The 14,977-nt window shown below is 68.2% G+C and carries 22 protein-coding genes, 1 tRNA gene and 1 pseudogene; 7 read left to right on the top strand and 17 right to left on the bottom strand.

From position 1 onward, the window contains the following. Positions 1-16: 16 nt before the first annotated feature. Both C5F44_RS13290 and C5F44_RS18020 read left to right on the top strand, forming a co-directional pair. A complete protein-coding gene (locus tag C5F44_RS13290) occupies positions 17-439 on the top strand; it encodes a hypothetical protein (RefSeq protein ID WP_107674025.1) in 423 nt (140 codons plus the stop codon). Between the two features lie 312 nt (positions 440-751). Beyond that, the gene (locus tag C5F44_RS18020; RefSeq protein WP_181318266.1) at positions 752-910 is read left to right on the top strand and encodes a hypothetical protein; all 159 of its coding nucleotides are present in this window, start codon (positions 752-754) and stop codon (positions 908-910) included. 191 nt (positions 911-1,101) lie between these two features. Here the strand turns inward: C5F44_RS18020 and C5F44_RS13285 are convergent, their stop codons facing one another. Beyond that, complete coding sequence (locus tag C5F44_RS13285) at positions 1,102-1,641, bottom strand: GNAT family N-acetyltransferase (RefSeq protein WP_107674024.1); 540 nt, start codon at positions 1,639-1,641, stop codon at positions 1,102-1,104. 84 nt (positions 1,642-1,725) lie between these two features. Between C5F44_RS13285 and C5F44_RS18340 the strand changes: the two are divergent. Further along, positions 1,726-1,929 (top strand): annotated as a pseudogene (locus tag C5F44_RS18340) (LysR family transcriptional regulator); the annotation flags it as partial. Positions 1,930-2,017: 88 nt separating this feature from the next. On the opposite strand, the gene C5F44_RS13280 reads toward C5F44_RS18340, so the two are convergent. The 9 genes from C5F44_RS13280 to C5F44_RS13240 all read right to left on the bottom strand — a co-directional run bounded on the left by C5F44_RS13280 (position 2,018) and on the right by C5F44_RS13240 (position 7,736). Then, on the bottom strand, positions 2,018-3,154 hold the full coding sequence (locus C5F44_RS13280; protein ID WP_107674023.1) for a Hint domain-containing protein: 1,137 nt from the start codon (positions 3,152-3,154) through the stop codon (positions 2,018-2,020). 266 nt (positions 3,155-3,420) lie between these two features. Continuing rightward, positions 3,421-3,496: transfer RNA gene (locus C5F44_RS13275), tRNA-Phe, on the bottom strand. A gap of 59 nt (positions 3,497-3,555) precedes the next feature. Further along, entirely contained in the window at positions 3,556-3,729 is a 174-nt protein-coding gene (locus C5F44_RS13270) for a DNA gyrase inhibitor YacG (RefSeq protein ID WP_107674022.1), read from the bottom strand. Further along, a complete protein-coding gene (locus C5F44_RS13265; protein ID WP_107674021.1) occupies positions 3,726-4,763 on the bottom strand; it encodes a ribonuclease E/G in 1,038 nt (345 codons plus the stop codon). The genes C5F44_RS13270 and C5F44_RS13265 overlap by 4 nt, the downstream gene beginning before the upstream one ends. Next, positions 4,760-5,335 carry a Maf family protein gene (locus C5F44_RS13260; RefSeq protein WP_107674020.1) on the bottom strand — a complete coding sequence of 192 codons (576 nt, stop codon included), beginning with the start codon at positions 5,333-5,335 and terminating at the stop codon, positions 4,760-4,762. The genes C5F44_RS13265 and C5F44_RS13260 overlap by 4 nt, the downstream gene beginning before the upstream one ends. Positions 5,336-5,340: 5 nt before the next feature. Then, a complete protein-coding gene (infA, locus tag C5F44_RS13255) occupies positions 5,341-5,559 on the bottom strand; it encodes a translation initiation factor IF-1 (protein ID WP_045389309.1) in 219 nt (72 codons plus the stop codon). Positions 5,560-5,799: 240 nt separating this feature from the next. Further along, on the bottom strand, positions 5,800-6,393 hold the full coding sequence (locus C5F44_RS13250; protein ID WP_107674019.1) for a GNAT family N-acetyltransferase: 594 nt from the start codon (positions 6,391-6,393) through the stop codon (positions 5,800-5,802). Next, entirely contained in the window at positions 6,390-6,800 is a 411-nt protein-coding gene (locus C5F44_RS13245) for a ketosteroid isomerase-related protein (protein ID WP_107674018.1), read from the bottom strand. The genes C5F44_RS13250 and C5F44_RS13245 overlap by 4 nt, the downstream gene beginning before the upstream one ends. Positions 6,801-6,896: 96 nt before the next feature. Continuing rightward, positions 6,897-7,736, bottom strand: coding sequence for an SDR family oxidoreductase (locus C5F44_RS13240; protein ID WP_107674017.1), 840 nt, complete (start codon positions 7,734-7,736; stop codon positions 6,897-6,899). A 98-nt stretch (positions 7,737-7,834) separates the two neighbouring features. Between C5F44_RS13240 and C5F44_RS13235 the strand changes: the two genes are divergently transcribed. After that, the gene (locus tag C5F44_RS13235; RefSeq protein WP_107674016.1) at positions 7,835-8,218 is read left to right on the top strand and encodes a winged helix-turn-helix transcriptional regulator; all 384 of its coding nucleotides are present in this window, start codon (positions 7,835-7,837) and stop codon (positions 8,216-8,218) included. 130 nt (positions 8,219-8,348) lie between these two features. Here C5F44_RS13235 and C5F44_RS13230 read toward each other — a convergent pair whose 3' ends face one another. The 3 genes from C5F44_RS13230 to hisD form a co-directional block, all read right to left on the bottom strand. Next, entirely contained in the window at positions 8,349-8,756 is a 408-nt protein-coding gene (locus C5F44_RS13230; protein ID WP_107674095.1) for an arsenate-mycothiol transferase ArsC, read from the bottom strand. Between the two features lie 65 nt (positions 8,757-8,821). Further along, entirely contained in the window at positions 8,822-9,301 is a 480-nt protein-coding gene (locus C5F44_RS13225; RefSeq protein WP_107674015.1) for a UPF0262 family protein, read from the bottom strand. Between the two features lie 82 nt (positions 9,302-9,383). After that, positions 9,384-10,685 (bottom strand): histidinol dehydrogenase, encoded by a 1,302-nt coding sequence (gene hisD, locus C5F44_RS13220; protein WP_107674014.1) that lies wholly within the window; start codon positions 10,683-10,685, stop codon positions 9,384-9,386. Positions 10,686-10,814: 129 nt separating this feature from the next. On the opposite strand from hisD, the gene C5F44_RS13215 reads away from it, so the two are divergent. Beyond that, positions 10,815-11,396, top strand: coding sequence for a nitroreductase family protein (locus tag C5F44_RS13215; protein WP_107674013.1), 582 nt, complete (start codon positions 10,815-10,817; stop codon positions 11,394-11,396). Beyond that, positions 11,396-12,091: an EI24 domain-containing protein gene (locus C5F44_RS13210; RefSeq protein WP_107674094.1), complete on the top strand. Its 696-nt coding sequence runs from the start codon at positions 11,396-11,398 to the stop codon at positions 12,089-12,091. The genes C5F44_RS13215 and C5F44_RS13210 overlap by 1 nt, the downstream gene beginning before the upstream one ends. On the opposite strand, the gene C5F44_RS13205 is transcribed toward C5F44_RS13210, so the two are convergent. Both C5F44_RS13205 and mce read right to left on the bottom strand, forming a co-directional pair. Then, positions 12,085-12,339 (bottom strand): DUF1467 family protein, encoded by a 255-nt coding sequence (locus C5F44_RS13205; RefSeq protein WP_107674012.1) that lies wholly within the window; start codon positions 12,337-12,339, stop codon positions 12,085-12,087. The two genes, C5F44_RS13210 and C5F44_RS13205, sit on opposite strands and share 7 nt — an antisense overlap. Beyond that, positions 12,336-12,740: a methylmalonyl-CoA epimerase gene (mce, locus tag C5F44_RS13200; protein WP_107674011.1), complete on the bottom strand. Its 405-nt coding sequence runs from the start codon at positions 12,738-12,740 to the stop codon at positions 12,336-12,338. The genes C5F44_RS13205 and mce overlap by 4 nt, the downstream gene beginning before the upstream one ends. A gap of 196 nt (positions 12,741-12,936) precedes the next feature. Between mce and C5F44_RS13195 the strand changes: the two genes are divergently transcribed. Further along, a complete protein-coding gene (locus C5F44_RS13195; RefSeq protein WP_107674010.1) occupies positions 12,937-13,653 on the top strand; it encodes a response regulator in 717 nt (238 codons plus the stop codon). An 18-nt stretch (positions 13,654-13,671) separates the two neighbouring features. On the opposite strand, the gene C5F44_RS13190 is transcribed toward C5F44_RS13195, so the two are convergent. After that, on the bottom strand, positions 13,672-14,391 hold the full coding sequence (locus C5F44_RS13190) for a GNAT family N-acetyltransferase (protein ID WP_107674009.1): 720 nt from the start codon (positions 14,389-14,391) through the stop codon (positions 13,672-13,674). Between the two features lie 79 nt (positions 14,392-14,470). Beyond that, positions 14,471-14,977 carry a DUF1993 family protein gene (locus C5F44_RS13185; protein ID WP_107674008.1) on the bottom strand — a complete coding sequence of 169 codons (507 nt, stop codon included), beginning with the start codon at positions 14,975-14,977 and terminating at the stop codon, positions 14,471-14,473.

Below are 14,977 nucleotides of genomic sequence, written 5' to 3'. Positions count from 1 at the left end.
TCTTAGGGAGAATGACATGAAGCGTTTTCTGACTGCCCTTACCCTGTCGGCCGCCGTTCTGGCCTCGCCCGTGCTGGCACAAGAGGCCGCCAAGCCCGCTGCGAACCCCGCCGCCCAGGCCGAAGCGCAATCCACGCTGCAAACCGCCAATGCGATGATCAACTACGGCCGGTCCAAGAAGGACGCGCTGGCCATGATCGCCGGCGTGCAGATGATGGTGGCCGTGGCCCAGGGCACCACCATCGAAGCCGGCGGCCAGCCGATGGATCTTGGCAAGGTGCTGGACGAGGCCGTCGCCCTGGCCGGCGATGATCAGCTTGTCATCGCCAAGGCCGAATCCCTTCGGGATGAGGCCGAAACCAAGACCCGTGGCGCCTGCTACTGGGAATACTGGTGCGATTGGTATGGCTACTGCGAATACTGGTACGTCTGCTACTGATCCGGCCTTGTCCGGCTGATCTTCGGGGGGCTGGGCCGTCACATCGGCCCGGCCCCTTCGCTTTGCGGCGGCACCGCCCGCCGCCGCGCGCCCTGCGTCACGGGAATCACGCAAAAGGCGAATCTGCGAAAAACGTCCCTTCGCGGCCGCAGAAACGCCGGATCGTAGGGCAGAATCCCGCCGACAGCGGCAGGGTATCGGAACAGTTTTCCGCCCAGCCCGCAAAAGTCAGGAGGTTCTCGCCCCGATCCGGTGCTATTCTCCCTGCATCGGCCCACTCACCCGAAGCGCTGCCCCAAGGGAGAAACCGACATGACCGACACTCTCACGCACAAACCTGCGTCCACCCGTGGCACCGGCCTTGCCCTTGTCCTGTTCCTGATCGTCTACGCCGCCACCATGGCCCTTCTTCTGGCCCCGCGCGGCGCGTTTGTGACAAGCCCGGCCAACGTCGCCGCCAGCCGGGACTGATCCCGCACGCTTCACCCCGACCGGGCCCTTCCCTCACCCGGTCGGGTGATGACCCAATTCCCCCGCTGGCCGCCTTGTCCGATGCTTGGAGCAGTCGGGAATACATTGCCGGCAACACCAACACCGTCTCTTTCGAGAAGTGGATCGGGGCGGAACGTGTCTACGAATGATCCGGCCCGGGCCGGGGGCGGTCATCTGGCCGCCCATTCGCGGCGCAGAATGGCATATTGCATTGTGTTTTCGTAAATCGGGTTGCCCGCCGCGTCATTGCGGAAGGTGATGTATTCGACGAACGTCCCCTCCTGCCGCATCCCCAGCCTTTCGCACAGGCGCCGCGAACGGGTGTTGTGATCCTCGACATAGGCATAAAGACGCCGTGCGCCGGCAAGGCCGAAAAGCTGGTCGAACAGCGCCCGCGCCGCTTCGAAGGCATAGCCCCGGCCCGCAAAGGCCGGGTTGAAGTTCCAGCCAACCGAAACGGTGTCCAGCTCCTCCGCCTCGCGATGCGCGAAAAGATCGCCGACAAGCTGATCCGTGCCCTTCAGCGCGACAGCAATCTGCTGGTCGTCGCCGCTGCGCGCCCGCGCATCCGTACGGGCCGCCGCCAGATCCGCAAGTTTCAGATCCAGAAAGCAGCCGGAAACCGGCGCGCGCAGATAGGCGAACAGCCCCTCGGCATCGTCTTCGCGAAAATTCCGCAGGATCAGGCGTTCGGTCTCGATCGGCTGCATGAAAATGTCTCCTCTGGCGCGCCTGCCGTTCCATGCCCCACGCACGCGCACCACAATTCTGCGCGGCATCGCACACGCGCTGCGGTGTCCGGCGCCGCAGCTTGTGTTCTGAAACCGCGCTATAGACCTGAAAATCCTGATATTACATGGCGAACAGCAAACCGCGTCCTAGAAACCCGCCGCTTCACCAGGGCCGCGGACACCTTGCAGATGCCGCGCGCCAGCGTTTCCACCGCCATGGCCAAACGTGAACCCCGCAGGCGCGCGCGGCTTCTGAACCGCAGCACGCGGACCATCGCCCCCGCCTGCTGCGCAGACGGAATGGATACGCCGCACCGTCCGCCCCTGATCCCCCGGGGGAAACCCCGGCCCGCCGTCAGCCGCCGACGTGCTCTGCCGCCCGGGCCGCCGCCACGACACCGGCCGCCATCACCACCGGCTTCCGGTTCAGCAGATGCCGATGTGCCAGACTGCGGCCCTGCCGGCCGGTCAGCAGCCGGCGTGCCCCGTCAGGGGCCTCATCCATGTGGCGATGGCGCAGTTGCGGAAAGATCGCGAAGATTTCTTCCAGCGCCACCGCACCAACCGACCGCAGCGCCTCGCGCCCGGTGTACAGGCTCTCGGCCTCGGTGCCATTGGCGATCACCACCTGATGCGCATCGAACAGCATGTGGACATAGGTCACCTCGGCCATATCCTCGGCCATCTCGATGCCGTCCAGCGCCAGCAGTTGCTTGGCCGCGACCAGCACCTCCTGCACACCGAACATGCGCTGCGCGATCTTCGACCGCACCAGCACGCGATGCTGCGGGGAAACCACCAAATCCGTCGTCGGGATACCCGCCCCCAGCGCCCCGGCCCGGATACGGACAGGCCGCAACTGCGGATGCCTGGCCAGCGTCGCGGCATCCAGATGCCGCCGCCCGATCCAGCGCACCGGCTGCAGCCCCGCGTCGCAGGTGGTCACCAGATCGCCCACCTTCAGATGGTCGATCATCACCTCGCCCTGCCCGGTCATGATCCGGGTGCCCGCCGTGAAGCACAGCGTCAGCACATCCTCGTTCTGGTCGATGTCGCTGTAGGGAATGCTGGTGATCGGCGTCAGCGCCTGAATGTTCAGATCCCGCACCACACCTTGCGTCAGCAGTTGCGGAATACCGATGTCGACATTCAGCAGCAGCGTATTGTCGACCGGCAGCCACAGCCACATGGTATTGGCCGGGTCAGTCGGATCGGTCAGCCCGACAACATAGCTTTGCAGGTTCGAGATGGTGACCCCGCCGTTCGCCTGTGTCACCGTCACCGTGGCAGATTGCAGCGATGTGACATCATAGGTCACGCCGCCCCAGGTCACGGTATCGCCGGCCTGCATCTGCGTCGGGTCCTGCAGATTGGCCGAGATGCCGTCCTGCATGTAGCCAAAGGACGCGCTCCCCCCCGACCCTGCCGGGGTATAGGTCGTTCCCACGGCTGGCGGCTCGAAAAGCCGTGTAACATCGAACAGATCGGCCATCTTGTCACCTCCTGGTACATGTACAGACTGCAATCACGCATATCTCATTATGGTATACGCGATTCCCTCTCAAGCTGCACGCAAAATACAACTTCTGATTGTTTTTTGTCGCCACCGCCCCGGAACGCGGCAGCGGCCCGCAGCGAAGACCACAGGCTGAGCAGAATGAAAACACCCCGCGCCCCGCGCCCGGCGGCCCCAAACCGGCAACGCATCGCCCGACGCGCGGCGTTCAGCAAGGTCATCGACAATGTCAGGGATTCAAGTGGTGCCCAGAGCCGGAATCGAACCAGCGACACGCGGATTTTCAATCCGCTGCTCTACCAACTGAGCTATCTGGGCACCGTTTGGTGGGCGGGTGATACTCAAGCTGCGGGGGGCTGTCCAGAGGGAAAACGCCCTTATTGACGGGTCGGCGGAACCGGGTCTTCCGGCGGCTCGTCCTCGCCCGCCGCCGCATCGGGGATGCGGTAGCTTTCGTTCAGCCAGCGCGCCAGATCCACATCGGCGCAGCGGCGCGAACAGAACGGGCGATAATGCGCATCGGCGGGCTTGCCGCAGGTGGGGCAGGTCATGCCAGCAGCCCCCGCAGGGCCAGTCGGTCGCGGCGGCGTGTCATCTCATACAGGCCAAGGCTGGTCCAGCCGGCCAGATTGGCCTCGCCCTCGGCCTTGAAGGCGGCCTTGATCACCTGGTCCAGAATCGTGCGGTCACGCTTGGGCACCGGGGCGAAGTCGATCACCACCTGCCCGCCCAGGCCGCGCAGGCGCAACTGGCGCGGCAGGTCGCGCGCCGCCGCCACATTGGCCTTCAGCGCCGCCGCGGGCGAGGTGTCGGGGCCGGTGTTCACATCCACCGCCACCAGCGCGCGCGTCGGCTCGATCACCATATGCCCGCCGCCCGGCAGCGCCACTTCAGCGGCCAGCAGCGCGTCGATCGCCTCATGCACCCCATGGTCGGCAAAGCAGCCGTCTTCGCTCACCACCTCGTCGGGGGCCGGGTCCAGCCAGTCGCGCCAGGCCAGGTCATGCGCGCCGGGCGCATCCAGCAAAAGCTCCGGCCCGCCGTCCAGATCGGCCAGCATCGCCTCGGCCAGACCGCGCATCGCGGCAATGTCCTCGGCCACCGTCTCGGGCTCGGCTTCCGCGCAGGCCGACCGCAGGATCAGCCCCAGCCGCGGGTCGGCGCCCGCCATGCCCTCGGTCGCCAGCGCCGCCAGATCGGCGCGCGCCTCCTCATCCCGGATGCGGCGGCTGATGTTCAGCCCCGGCGCCTCGGGCGTGATGATGGCGAAGCGCGACTTGAACAGCAGCCGCGCGGTCACCGGCGTAGCCTTGCCTTCCTCGGTCGGGCCGGTGACCTGCACCAGCAGCCGCTGGCCGGGCGCAATGCCGCTGACCTGCCGCAGAAAGCCGCTGCCGCCGGGCAGCTTGACGAAGATGCCGCCCTGCCCCTTCATCGGCCGGTCCGCCACCGCGCGATAGATCGCGCCGGGCAGCGGGGCATCGGTGTCGGGGTCGATCACAAGCTCTTCCAGCACGCCGTCCACCATCATCGCCGCCGCCGCGCGGTCGCCGATGCGGTCCAGCAGAACCACACGTCCCTTCATGCCTGCCTCCAGACCGGCCAGCCCGCCGCCGTCAGCAGCGCCGCCGTTTCGGCCACGGGCAGGCCCATGATGCCGGTGAAACTGCCGGAAATCCACGGGATGAAGGCCCCCGCCAGCCCCTGGATGCCATAGCCCCCGGCCTTGCCCTGCCATTCGCCGCTGGCCAGATAGCCGTTCAGCTCCGCATCCGACAGCCGCTTCACCTTGACGGCGGACACGCTTTCGCGCGCCCAGATCCGGTCGCCCCGGCGCACGGCCACGGCGGTGATCACCTCATGCCGGCGCCCGGCCAGCAGCGTCAGGAAGGCCGCCGCCTCGCCCGCATCGGCCGGCTTGCCCAGGATGCGCCGCCCCAGCGCCACGGTGGTATCGGCGCACAGCACCACATCCTCGGGTCCCGCGGGCACCGCCAGCGCCTTTTCCCGCGCCAGCCGCGCCGCATAGGGATGCGGCAGCTCGCCCTTGCGGGGATCTTCGTCGATGTCGGGGGGAAGGATCAGGTCGGGCACAAGCCCCATCTGCGCCAGAATTTCCTTCCGGCGCGGCGATGCGGACCCCAGGATCAGCCGCAAGGCGCTTACTTGAAGCGATAGTTGATGCGGCCTTTCGACAGGTCGTAGGGGGTCATTTCCACCTGCACCTTGTCGCCCGCCAGAACGCGGATGCGGTTCTTGCGCATCTTGCCTGCCATCGTCGCGATCAGTTCATGGCCATTGTCGAGTTCGACCTTGAACGTCGCGTTGGGCAGGAGTTCCTTAACGACGCCGGGGAATTCGAGAATGTCTTCCTTGGCCATGGTCACTCCAAAAGGGTGTTCGCCCGCGGAAACCGCAGGCCTTCGTGGCGCGGCATATGCGCCTGAAAATCCCGGCGTTCAAGCGGATTCTGCGATGTCGGGCGGCGCAGGGGGCGCTGCCCCCTCGGCCTGCGGCCTCACCCCCGGGATATTTCCATTCTGAAAGAGGGGCAGATCGCTTCTTTCAGAAGACAAATATCCCCGCCGGAGGCTCCGGCCGCAGCCAGGGGCGCAAGCGCCTCAGATCGCGCGGATCCAGAACTGAAGCGGTTTCTTCGTTTCCGCCGCGTCGCCCACATCCTTCCAGCCGAATTCGGCCATCACGCCCGGCAGGGGCCGGTAGCCGCGCCCGGTCCAGAAGGCATCGTTGGTGCGGTATTGCGCCGGGCGCATCGGGTGATCGTCGGGCCGCAGCACCGAACAGAAGGCCACATGGCGACGGCCCAGCGCACGGGCGTGATCTTCGCGCAGGTCCAGGAAGCGGTGCCCCAGCCCCTGCCCGCGATAGGCCGGCAGCAGCACCGATTCCGCGCCGTAAAGGATGCTCTCGACCGGCAGGCCGATCTGCCGCAGCGGTTCGGCAAAGGCCTCGGCATGGTCCTCCATCGGCGTCGAGGTCGAGGCGCCGACCAGCCGCCCCCCGGCGAAGGCCGCCACCAGCAGCGCGCCGGGGCTGTCGCGGTAGGTCTGCAGATACTGCCGCTCATACTCAAGCGAGCCGTCGTAGAGATAGGGCCAGTCGCGGAAGACGGTGATCCGCAGCCGCGCCACATCGTCCAGCGCGGCCTCCAGTTCGGGCCCGGTCAGGGCGCGGACGGTGACGGGTTCGCTCACCGGGAAACCTGCGCGATCCAGTCGTTCAGGTTGTAGAAGGTGGTGACGCGGGCAATCTTGCCGTTCTTCACCTCGAAGAACCCGCCGGCGGGCAGCACATAGCGCTGGCCCTTTGCTTCGGGCAGGCCCGGATCGGTCTTCAGATATTCGCCATGCACCACGAATTCCGCCGCCGCGCGGTCGCCGGTGTCATTGGCGAAGATCACCATGTCCTTCAGCGTCTCGCGATAGCTGACGCCCATATGCCCGCAGAATTCGGCGAACTTCGCCCGGCCGATGCGATGCGCGCCTTCGTTCACCCGATGCTCCACATCCTCGGCCACGCAGTCCAGCATCCCGGCGGCATCGCCGGCGTTGAAGGCGGCGTAGTAGCGGGCGATCAGGGCGAGGGTTGCGTCGCGGCTCATCGGGGCTCTCCTTCGGTTGTTCCCCCTGCATAGCGCGCGGCCCTGCCCCCCGCCAAGCCGACGGGGGACAGGTTGCAGCCCGAAAGCGACGCAAGGTCAGCCCAGCGCGGCCTTCACCGTTTCGGTCACCGGCGTGGTCGGGCGGCCGATCAGCCGGCTCAGGGTGCGGCTGTCGTCATAAAGCGCGCCCTTGGCGGCCTGCGCATCGCTGTCGGCCAGAACGGCGGCAAAGCCCGCCGGCAGGCCGAACCCTTCCAGCGCCTTGGCATAGTCGGCCTGCGGCATCGAGACATAGGCCACCGGCTTGCCCGCCGCCGCCGACACCACGGCCGCCAGATCGGCGCCGCTGTGGGCGGTGTCGCCCGCCAGTTCATAGGTCTTGCCCGCATGGGACGCATCCAGCGCCACCACGGCAATCGCCTCGGCATAATCCTTGCGTGCCGCCGAGGACACCTTGCCCTCGCCCGCCGCGCCGATGATGGCGCCATGCGCAACCGCGGCGCCCAGCGCGCCGGTGAAGTTCTCGGTGTACCAGCCGTTGCGCAGAATCGTTGCCGGAACGCCCGCCGCGCGCAGTTCGATCTCGGTCGCGATATGGTCCTGCGCCAGGATCATCGGCGACTGCGCGCCCTTCAGCAGCGAGGTATAGACGATGCGCCCCACGCCCGCCGCCCTGGCCGCCGCGATCACCGCCTTGTGCTGGCCGGCGCGGTCGTCAAAGTCGTTGGACGAGATCAGCACCAGCACGTCAACGCCCTGCAGCGCCAGCGGGTTGACCTTGGTGTAATCGAAGGCGCGGGCGGGCACGCCCAGATCGGCGGCCTTCTTCGGGTCGCGCGCCAGCGCGATCACATCGGTGGCGCCGCGCGCCTTCAGCGCGGCAATGGCAAGGCGGCCCAGTTGGCCGGTGGCTCCGGTCACGGCGATGGTGGTCATGGTGGTCTCCTGTGGTTCAATCTTGACGCCCCACAGATACCCGAATACTTACGAAAAGGAAGTACGCACATTTTCGTTAGTATACCGCAGGCCCGCACATGACCCCCGATCCCCTTGCACAGTCGCTTCACACCCGCTGGCAGCGCGGCAATGTCCTGGCCGCCGACTGCCCGTCGCGGCCGGTGCTGCAACACCTGACCAGCCGCTGGGGCGTGCTGGCCATGGTCGCGCTGGCCACCCGCCCGCACCGCTTTGCCGAACTGCGCCGCGCCGTGGGCGGGGTCAGCGACCGCATGCTCAGCCAGACGCTGAAGGATCTGGAATCCGATGGCTTCGTCCGGCGCACCGCGCAGGACGTGGTGCCGCCGCATGTCGATTACGCGCTCACGCCGCTGGGCCACGAAGCCGCCGCCCGGCTGATTCCGCTGGTCGCCTGGATCGAGGACAACATCGGCGCCATCCTGGCGCCGCAGGCCGCCTGACCGCGCGCGGCGCAAGGGGGCGCTGCCCCCGCCTTCGCTGACGCGAAGCCTCCCCCGGGGTATTTTGTCCAAGTGGAACCGCACAGGCTTCCTCTTGGCCCAAATACCCCCGCCGGAGGCAGATCCGCGGTCAGCCCTCGGAAGGTGCGGGGTCGGGCGGGCCGAACCGGGCCACCATCCGCGCCCGGATCTGTTCGCGCGCCTGGCGATAGGCCGCCAGCTTCGCCTCGCGCGTTTCGCCAAGGCCGGTCGGGTCCAGGATCGGCCAGTATTCCACATCCAGATGGTGGAACCGCGTCAGCTCCAGCGCCATCCGCTGGCTGGCCGGCGACAGCGCGACGATCAGGTCGAACTGGCCCAGATCATCGCCCCATTCCTGCATTTCCTCGAAGCTGCGGCTGCGGTGGCGTTCGATCTCCAGCCCCACCTCGCGGCAGACGGCCACCGAAAAGCCGTCCACCTCCATGTCGTTCTTCACCCCGGCCGATTGCACATAGGCGCGGCGGCCGTAGAACTGTTTCATCATCGCCTCGGCCATGGGCGAGCGAACGGCATTGTGGTCGCAACAGAACAGCACCGACTGCGGAAGCGGACCCAAGCCGGTTACCCCCAGTGCAACACGCAGATCAGCGTGAACAGCCGGCGGGCCGTGTCGGTATCGACCTCGGCCTTGCCCTCCAGCCGTTCCTGCAACACCCGCGCGCCTTCGTTGTGGATGCCGCGCCGCGCCATGTCGATCGCCTCGATCTGGCTGGGCGGCAGGCGTTTCACCGCCTCGAAATAGCTTTCGCAGATCTGGAAGTAATCTTTCACCACCTGCCGGAACGGGCCAAGGCTCAGGTGGAACTCTCCCACCTTGTCGCCGGCTTCCTGCGCGATGTCGAAGACCAGCCGCCCCTCGCGGATCGCCAGATGCAGCCGGTAGGGGCCTTCGGGCACCGCCCGATCCTCGCGCGCCGGCAGGCCAAAGCGGTTGTCCTCCAGCAGATCGAAGATGGCGACCTTGCGCTCCTGCTCGATCTCGGGCGTGGGTCGCGCCAGCCCCTTTTCATCAATCTCGATATGGCACAGGCGATTGGTCATCGGACACTTTCCAGAACTCGTTACGCGATCTATCCCGACGCCTGCCCGCCCAGCAAGACCGAAGCGCGGGCGGGGCCGGCGGTCAGCCGTTCAGCCGGTCCAGCCGGGCGCGCACGCTCAGCCCGTGCGCCTGCAGGCTTTCGCTGATGGCCAGCCGTTCGGCGGCCGGGCCAATGGCGCGCAGCGCCTCGGGCGTCATCCGCGCCAGCGTGGTTTTCTTCATGAAGTCCAGCACGTTCAGCCCGCTGGAAAACCGCGCCGACCGCGCCGTCGGCAGCACATGGTTCGGCCCGCCGACATAATCGCCAATCGCCTCGGGCGTCCATGCGCCCAGGAAGATGGCCCCGGCATGGCGGCATTTCGCGGCCAGCGCCTCGGGGTCGTCCACGCACAGCTCCAGGTGTTCCGGCGCGATGCGGTTCGACAGCGCCGCCGCCTCGTCCAGATCGCGGGTCACGATCACCGCGCCATTGTCCCGCCAGCTTGCGCCCGCGATGGCCGCCCGCTCCAGCCCCGGAAGCCGCGCCTCCAGCGCCGCCTGCACGCGCCGCGCCAGCCCGGCATCCGGCGTGATCAGGATCGCCTGGGCGCTGGCGTCGTGTTCGGCCTGGCTCAGCATGTCCAGCGCAATCCAGTCAGGGTTGGCCGCGCCTTCCGCGATGACCAGAATTTCCGACGGCCCCGCGATCATGTCGATGCCCACCCGCCCGAACACCCGCCGCTTGGCCGCCGCCACATAGGCGTTGCCCGGCCCGGTGATCTTGTCCACCGCCGCGATCGTTGCCGTGCCATAGGCCAGCGCCGCCACCGCCTGCGCGCCGCCCACCCGGTAAACCGTATCCACCCCGGCGATCTGCGCCGCCAGCAGCACCAGCGGGTTCACCACGCCGCCCGGCGTCGGGCAGGCCACGACCAGCCGCTCAACCCCGGCCACCTTGGCCGGAATGGCATTCATCAGCACCGAGGACGGATAGGAGGCCAGCCCCCCCGGCACATACAGCCCCGCCGCCGAAACCGCCGTCCAGCGCCAGCCCAGCCAGGCGCCGGCGGCATCGGTCCAGCCGGCATCCTCGGGCTTCTGCCGTTCGTGATAGGCGCGGATGCGCTCTGCCGCCAGTTCCAGCGCGGCGCGGTCCTCGGGCGAAACCCTGGCGATTTCCGCCGCGATCTCGGCCTTGCTGAAGGCCAGCGTTTCGGGCGTCAGCGCCAGCCGGTCAAAGCGCCCGGTCAGTTCGATCAGCGCCGCATCGCCGCGCGCCCGCACATCGGCGATGATCGCCGCCACCGCGGCATCCACATCTTCGGCCTCTTCCCGCTTCTGGCCCAGCATCGCGGCAAAGGCCGCCTCGAACCCGGCATCGGTGGTGGACAACAGCATCGGCATGATCGGGCCTCCGGCGGCATGACGCGGCCTTCCGATAGCGCGCAGTCCCGGCAGGGGCAAGCTGCGATGGCCGCTGGAAAGCCGCGTCACAGGTGCTTAGGTTCACGGGGAACCGAAGGAGACGCCCGCATGACCCGCCCGAACCCCGCCGTCCTTGACCATCTGGCCGCCCGGCGGTCCTATCCGGCCAAGCTGTTCACCGGCGGCACGCCCGACCGCGCCACGGTCGAACGGATCGTGACGCTGGCCCTGCGGGTGCCCGATCACGGCAAGCTGGAACCCTGGCGGCTGGTGGTGCTGACCAAGGCCGACATGGCCCGGCTGGCCGATCTGGCCGAAGCGCGGGCGTGCGACCTGGGGGGCGACGCCGAAAAGATCGCCAAGGGGCGCGGCCAGTATGATGCGGGCCACCTGGCCGTTGCGGTGATCTCCTCGCCGAAACCCGCCGAAAAGGTGCCCGCGGTCGAGCAGCTTCTGTCCGCCGGAGCGCTGTGCATGAACCTGCTGCACGCCGCCACCGCCGCCGGCTGGGATGCCTGCTGGCTGTCGGGCTGGCCCGCGCATGACCCGGTGTTCGCCGCCCGCGCCTTTGGCTGTGCCCCCGGTGAAACCGTGGCCGGCATCGTCCATATCGGCACCGCGCCCGCGACCGAGATGCCCGACCGCCCCCGCCCCGACCTGACCCGCGTCCTGCACTGGGGGCTGGAGTGATCTTCTCATCCTTCCTTGCCGCGCTGGGCCAGTTGGGCGACCGCCGCTTCCGCCGGGTGGTGCTGGTCGGCATCGCGCTGGCCTTCGCGCTGCTGGTCGCGGTCTATGCGGTGTTCCTGCTGGGCATCGCCTGGCTGACACCGGAATCCATCACCCTGCCGGTGATCGGCACGGTGGAAGGGCTGCACAGCCTGCTGGGCTGGGCCTCGCTGGCCTTCATGCTGGTGCTGTCGATCTTTCTGATGATCCCGGCGGCGGCGGCCTTTGCCGGGCTCTTCCTGGAAGACGTGGTCGATGCGGTCGAAGACCGGCATTACCCCCACCTGCCCCCGGCACAGCCGCTGTCCTTGGCCGAATCGATCAAGGCCTCGGCCAACCTGATCGGGCTGATCCTGGCGGTGAACGTCGTCGCCCTGTTCCTTTATCCGGTGGCCGGCCCCTTCTCGCCGCTGGTGTTCTGGGGGGTGAACGGGCTCCTGCTGGGCAGGGAATATTTCATGATGGTCGCCCTGCGCCGCCTGCCGCCCGACGCCGCCCGCAGCCTGCGCCGCGCCAACGGCCCGCGCATCTGGATCGCCGGCACGCTGATGGCGATTCCGCTGTCGGTGCCGCTGCTGAACCTGATCGTGCCCGTGCTGGGCACCGCCACCTTCACGCACCTCTTCCACCGCATCGCGGCGCGGGCGCCTCAGTAAGGCGCGATGTCGCGCAGCGAGATCCAGCCCGACAGGATGATCCCGGCCAGCACCGCCCAGATCGCCGTCGCCCAAAGCGTGGCGATCTTCGCGCTGCGCCCCACATCCTCGCGCGCGGGGGCGCCCGCCGGCGTGCCCGGCACGATCGACCCTTCATCGTCCTGCGTGCGCGTGCGCAGTTGCAGCACGATGTAGAAGGTCAGGAACCAGATGACCGCGTAAAGGACAATGCCGCCGGTAAGGTTCATACCTGTTCAAGCTCCACCAGACAGCCGTTGAAATCCTTGGGATGCAGGAACAGCACCGGCTTGCCATGCGCCCCGATCTTCGGCTCACCCGATCCCAGCACCCGCGCGCCCGCCGCCTTCAGCCGGTCGCGCGCGGCCAGGATGTCGTCCACCTCATAGCAGATGTGGTGGATGCCACCCGCCGGATTCTTTTCCAGAAACCCCGCGATGGGGGAATTCTCGCCCAGCGGATACAGCAGTTCGATCTTGGTGTTCGGCAGTTCGATGAAGACCACCGTCACGCCATGATCCGGCTCGTCCTGCGGCGGGTTCACCTTGGCGCCCAGCGTGTCGCGGTATTGCGCGGCGGCGGCGGTCAGGTCGGGAACGGCAATGGCGACATGGTTCAGACGGCCGATCATCGGGCACTCCTTGCGCGGGGTCTTTGCGGTCGGGTTATGCGGCGCGCGCGCGGCTGCGGCAAGAGGCTTGCGGCAAGGGGGTTGCGCCTGCCCCCCGCGCCCCGACGCCCCCTACCCCGCCTTTGCGTTAACCCCCTGTTCACCCTGCCGGCCCTAGGCTGCCCCATCCCCGCCCCGCAAGCAGAGGAGCACGGCCATGCCCCACCCCACCCCGCCCTCCGACGCCTCCGGTTTCGCCCTTGCCGCGCCGCGCCCCCTGTTGCCCCTGCAAGGGCTGACGGTGCTGGCCGTCGAAGACAGCCGCTATGCCTGCGATGCCCTGCGCCTGATGTGCCAGCGCCTTGGCGCCCGCCTGCGCCGGGCCGACAGTCTTGCCCGGGCCGGGGCGCATCTGCGCTGCTACCGGCCCGATGTGGTGATCGTCGATCTCGGCCTGCCCGATGGCCGGGGCGAAGGGCTGATCCAGCGGCTGGCCCAGACGCGCGGCATGGTGGTGCTGGGCACCAGCGGCGATCCCGCCGGTCGCGCGGCGGCGCTGTCCGCAGGGGCGGCGGGGTTTCTGGAAAAACCCGTCGCCTCGCTGGCACTGTTTCAGGAAACCCTGCTGGCCCATCTGCCCCGGTCGCAGCCCCGCGCCACGGCCCCGCAGGACGGCGTCACCGCCGATCCGCTGGCGCTGACCGATGATCTGATCCAGGCCGCCTCCGCGCTGGATGCCGGCCCCGGCCCGGATGACCGCGCCTATCTGGCGGGGTTCCTGTCCGGTCTTGCCCGCCAGTCGCAGGATGCGGGCCTTGCCGCCGTTTCCGCCGCGCTGCGCGATCCGGGGGCAGACCTGCCGCGCCTGACCGGCGCCCTGCGCGCCCGCATCGCCCGCCGCCCCGCCTTCGATTCGCTCCGCGCCCGGCTCTGAACCGGACCGCCCGGGCGCCTATTCCGCCAGCGCCGGGTCGCTGCCCGGGCGCACCAGCCGCGTCAGGTCATACAGCCGTTCGATCTGCCGTCCGCCTGCATCGAAATTCGCCGGCGCCAGCCAGGCGCGGTAAGCCTCGGCCAGCGCCGGCCATTCGCTGTCGATGATGGAAAACCACGCCGTATCCCGGTTGCGGCCCTTGATCACCGCATGGTGCCGGAACACGCCTTCGAAGCTGAAGCCCAGCCGCTGCGCCGCCCGGCGCGACCCCATGTTCAGCGCGTTGCACTTCCATTCATAGCGGCGATAGCCGGCGCGAAACGCCCAGTCCATCATCAGCCACATCGCCTCGGTCGCAGCCGCGCCGCGCTGCATCTCGGGGGCAATGCAGATATGCCCCACCTCGATCGACCCGGCCTCGGGCGTGATCCGCAGAAAGCTGGCAATCCCGCCGCAATGCCCCGTCGCCCGGCTGCGCAGCACGAAAAACCGCGGATCGGCCAGCGATTCCTGTTCCTTGGCCCAGCGGTGATAGGCGGCGGCCGAATGGAACGGCCCGTAGGGCATGTAATCCCACAGCGCATCATGGCCCGAATAGGCGCGGAACAGGTCGGCCGCATGGGCATCGGCCTCCAGCGGCTCAAGCCGGACATGGGCGCCCTGCATCGCCTCGGTCGGCGGGCGCGGCGGCGGGGTCCAGCCCGGAACAGGGGCGCCGTATTTCTGATCGTCGGTCATGGCACACTCGCAGTTTTGCAAGTTATGGCGGGCCGCCGACGCACACGCAACGGGGCACACAACGGGGCAAGCGGGCCGCTCAGAACCGGAAGCCCTGCGGATAATCGTGCTGGCCGTCGAAATCGGCCTTGCCGATGGGCAGGCCCTGCTGGCGCAGCACGGCAAAGGCCATGGTGGTGTGGAACAGGAAATTCGGCATCCCGAACAGATGCAGGAAATCGGCGCCCGACTGGTCAAGCTCGGCAAAACCCGCCCGATGCCGGATCACCCGCCCCTCGGCCCCGGCGAAATCAGCGGCGGGCAGCGCCACCAGTTCCTGCCGCGCCGCCACCACAAGGCGGCCCAGGCCGATACGGTCCATCCCCTGATCGGCCAGCGTCGGCACCGCGCGCCCGGCCAGCGGAAAGGCCACCCGCAGCGAAAAGCCTGCGGCCGTGGCCACCTGCTGCGCCGCGCTCAGCATGTCGGGCACCAGCCGCGCCTGCAACACCTGCTCGCGCCCGGCGGTCTGGCGCACCAGCCCTTCCAGCCGGTCAAGGTAATGCAGGAACACCGGAACCGAAGCGTCGTACAGCGGCGGGGTCAT

It is taken from the genome of Fuscovulum blasticum DSM 2131 (assembly GCF_003034965.1).
Classification (GTDB): Bacteria; Pseudomonadota; Alphaproteobacteria; order Rhodobacterales; family Rhodobacteraceae; genus Pseudogemmobacter; species Pseudogemmobacter blasticus.
Note: the sequence above shows the minus strand (reverse complement) of the source record. Positions and strands in the feature narration are given on the sequence as shown.

Bases quoted from the DNA above. Each gene is read 5' to 3' on its own strand.
- C5F44_RS13290 (WP_107674025.1), top strand. From the start codon at position 17: ATGAAGCGTTTTCTGACTGCCCTTACCCTGTCGGCCGCCGTTCTGGCC.
- C5F44_RS18020 (WP_181318266.1), top strand. From the start codon at position 752: ATGACCGACACTCTCACGCACAAACCTGCGTCCACCCGTGGCACCGGC.
- C5F44_RS13285 (WP_107674024.1), bottom strand. From the start codon at position 1,641: ATGCAGCCGATCGAGACCGAACGCCTGATCCTGCGGAATTTTCGCGAA.
- C5F44_RS13280 (WP_107674023.1), bottom strand. From the start codon at position 3,154: ATGGCCGATCTGTTCGATGTTACACGGCTTTTCGAGCCGCCAGCCGTG.
- C5F44_RS13270 (WP_107674022.1), bottom strand. From the start codon at position 3,729: ATGACCTGCCCCACCTGCGGCAAGCCCGCCGATGCGCATTATCGCCCG.
- C5F44_RS13265 (WP_107674021.1), bottom strand. From the start codon at position 4,763: ATGAAGGGACGTGTGGTTCTGCTGGACCGCATCGGCGACCGCGCGGCG.
- infA (WP_045389309.1), bottom strand. From the start codon at position 5,559: ATGGCCAAGGAAGACATTCTCGAATTCCCCGGCGTCGTTAAGGAACTC.
- C5F44_RS13245 (WP_107674018.1), bottom strand. From the start codon at position 6,800: ATGAGCCGCGACGCAACCCTCGCCCTGATCGCCCGCTACTACGCCGCC.
- C5F44_RS13240 (WP_107674017.1), bottom strand. From the start codon at position 7,736: ATGACCACCATCGCCGTGACCGGAGCCACCGGCCAACTGGGCCGCCTT.
- C5F44_RS13235 (WP_107674016.1), top strand. From the start codon at position 7,835: ATGACCCCCGATCCCCTTGCACAGTCGCTTCACACCCGCTGGCAGCGC.
- C5F44_RS13230 (WP_107674095.1), bottom strand. From the start codon at position 8,756: ATGGCCGAGGCGATGATGAAACAGTTCTACGGCCGCCGCGCCTATGTG.
- C5F44_RS13225 (WP_107674015.1), bottom strand. From the start codon at position 9,301: ATGACCAATCGCCTGTGCCATATCGAGATTGATGAAAAGGGGCTGGCG.
- hisD (WP_107674014.1), bottom strand. From the start codon at position 10,685: ATGCCGATGCTGTTGTCCACCACCGATGCCGGGTTCGAGGCGGCCTTT.
- C5F44_RS13215 (WP_107674013.1), top strand. From the start codon at position 10,815: ATGACCCGCCCGAACCCCGCCGTCCTTGACCATCTGGCCGCCCGGCGG.
- C5F44_RS13205 (WP_107674012.1), bottom strand. From the start codon at position 12,339: ATGAACCTTACCGGCGGCATTGTCCTTTACGCGGTCATCTGGTTCCTG.
- mce (WP_107674011.1), bottom strand. From the start codon at position 12,740: ATGATCGGCCGTCTGAACCATGTCGCCATTGCCGTTCCCGACCTGACC.
- C5F44_RS13195 (WP_107674010.1), top strand. From the start codon at position 12,937: ATGCCCCACCCCACCCCGCCCTCCGACGCCTCCGGTTTCGCCCTTGCC.
- C5F44_RS13190 (WP_107674009.1), bottom strand. From the start codon at position 14,391: ATGACCGACGATCAGAAATACGGCGCCCCTGTTCCGGGCTGGACCCCG.
- C5F44_RS13185 (WP_107674008.1), bottom strand. From the start codon at position 14,977: ATGACCCCGCCGCTGTACGACGCTTCGGTTCCGGTGTTCCTGCATTAC.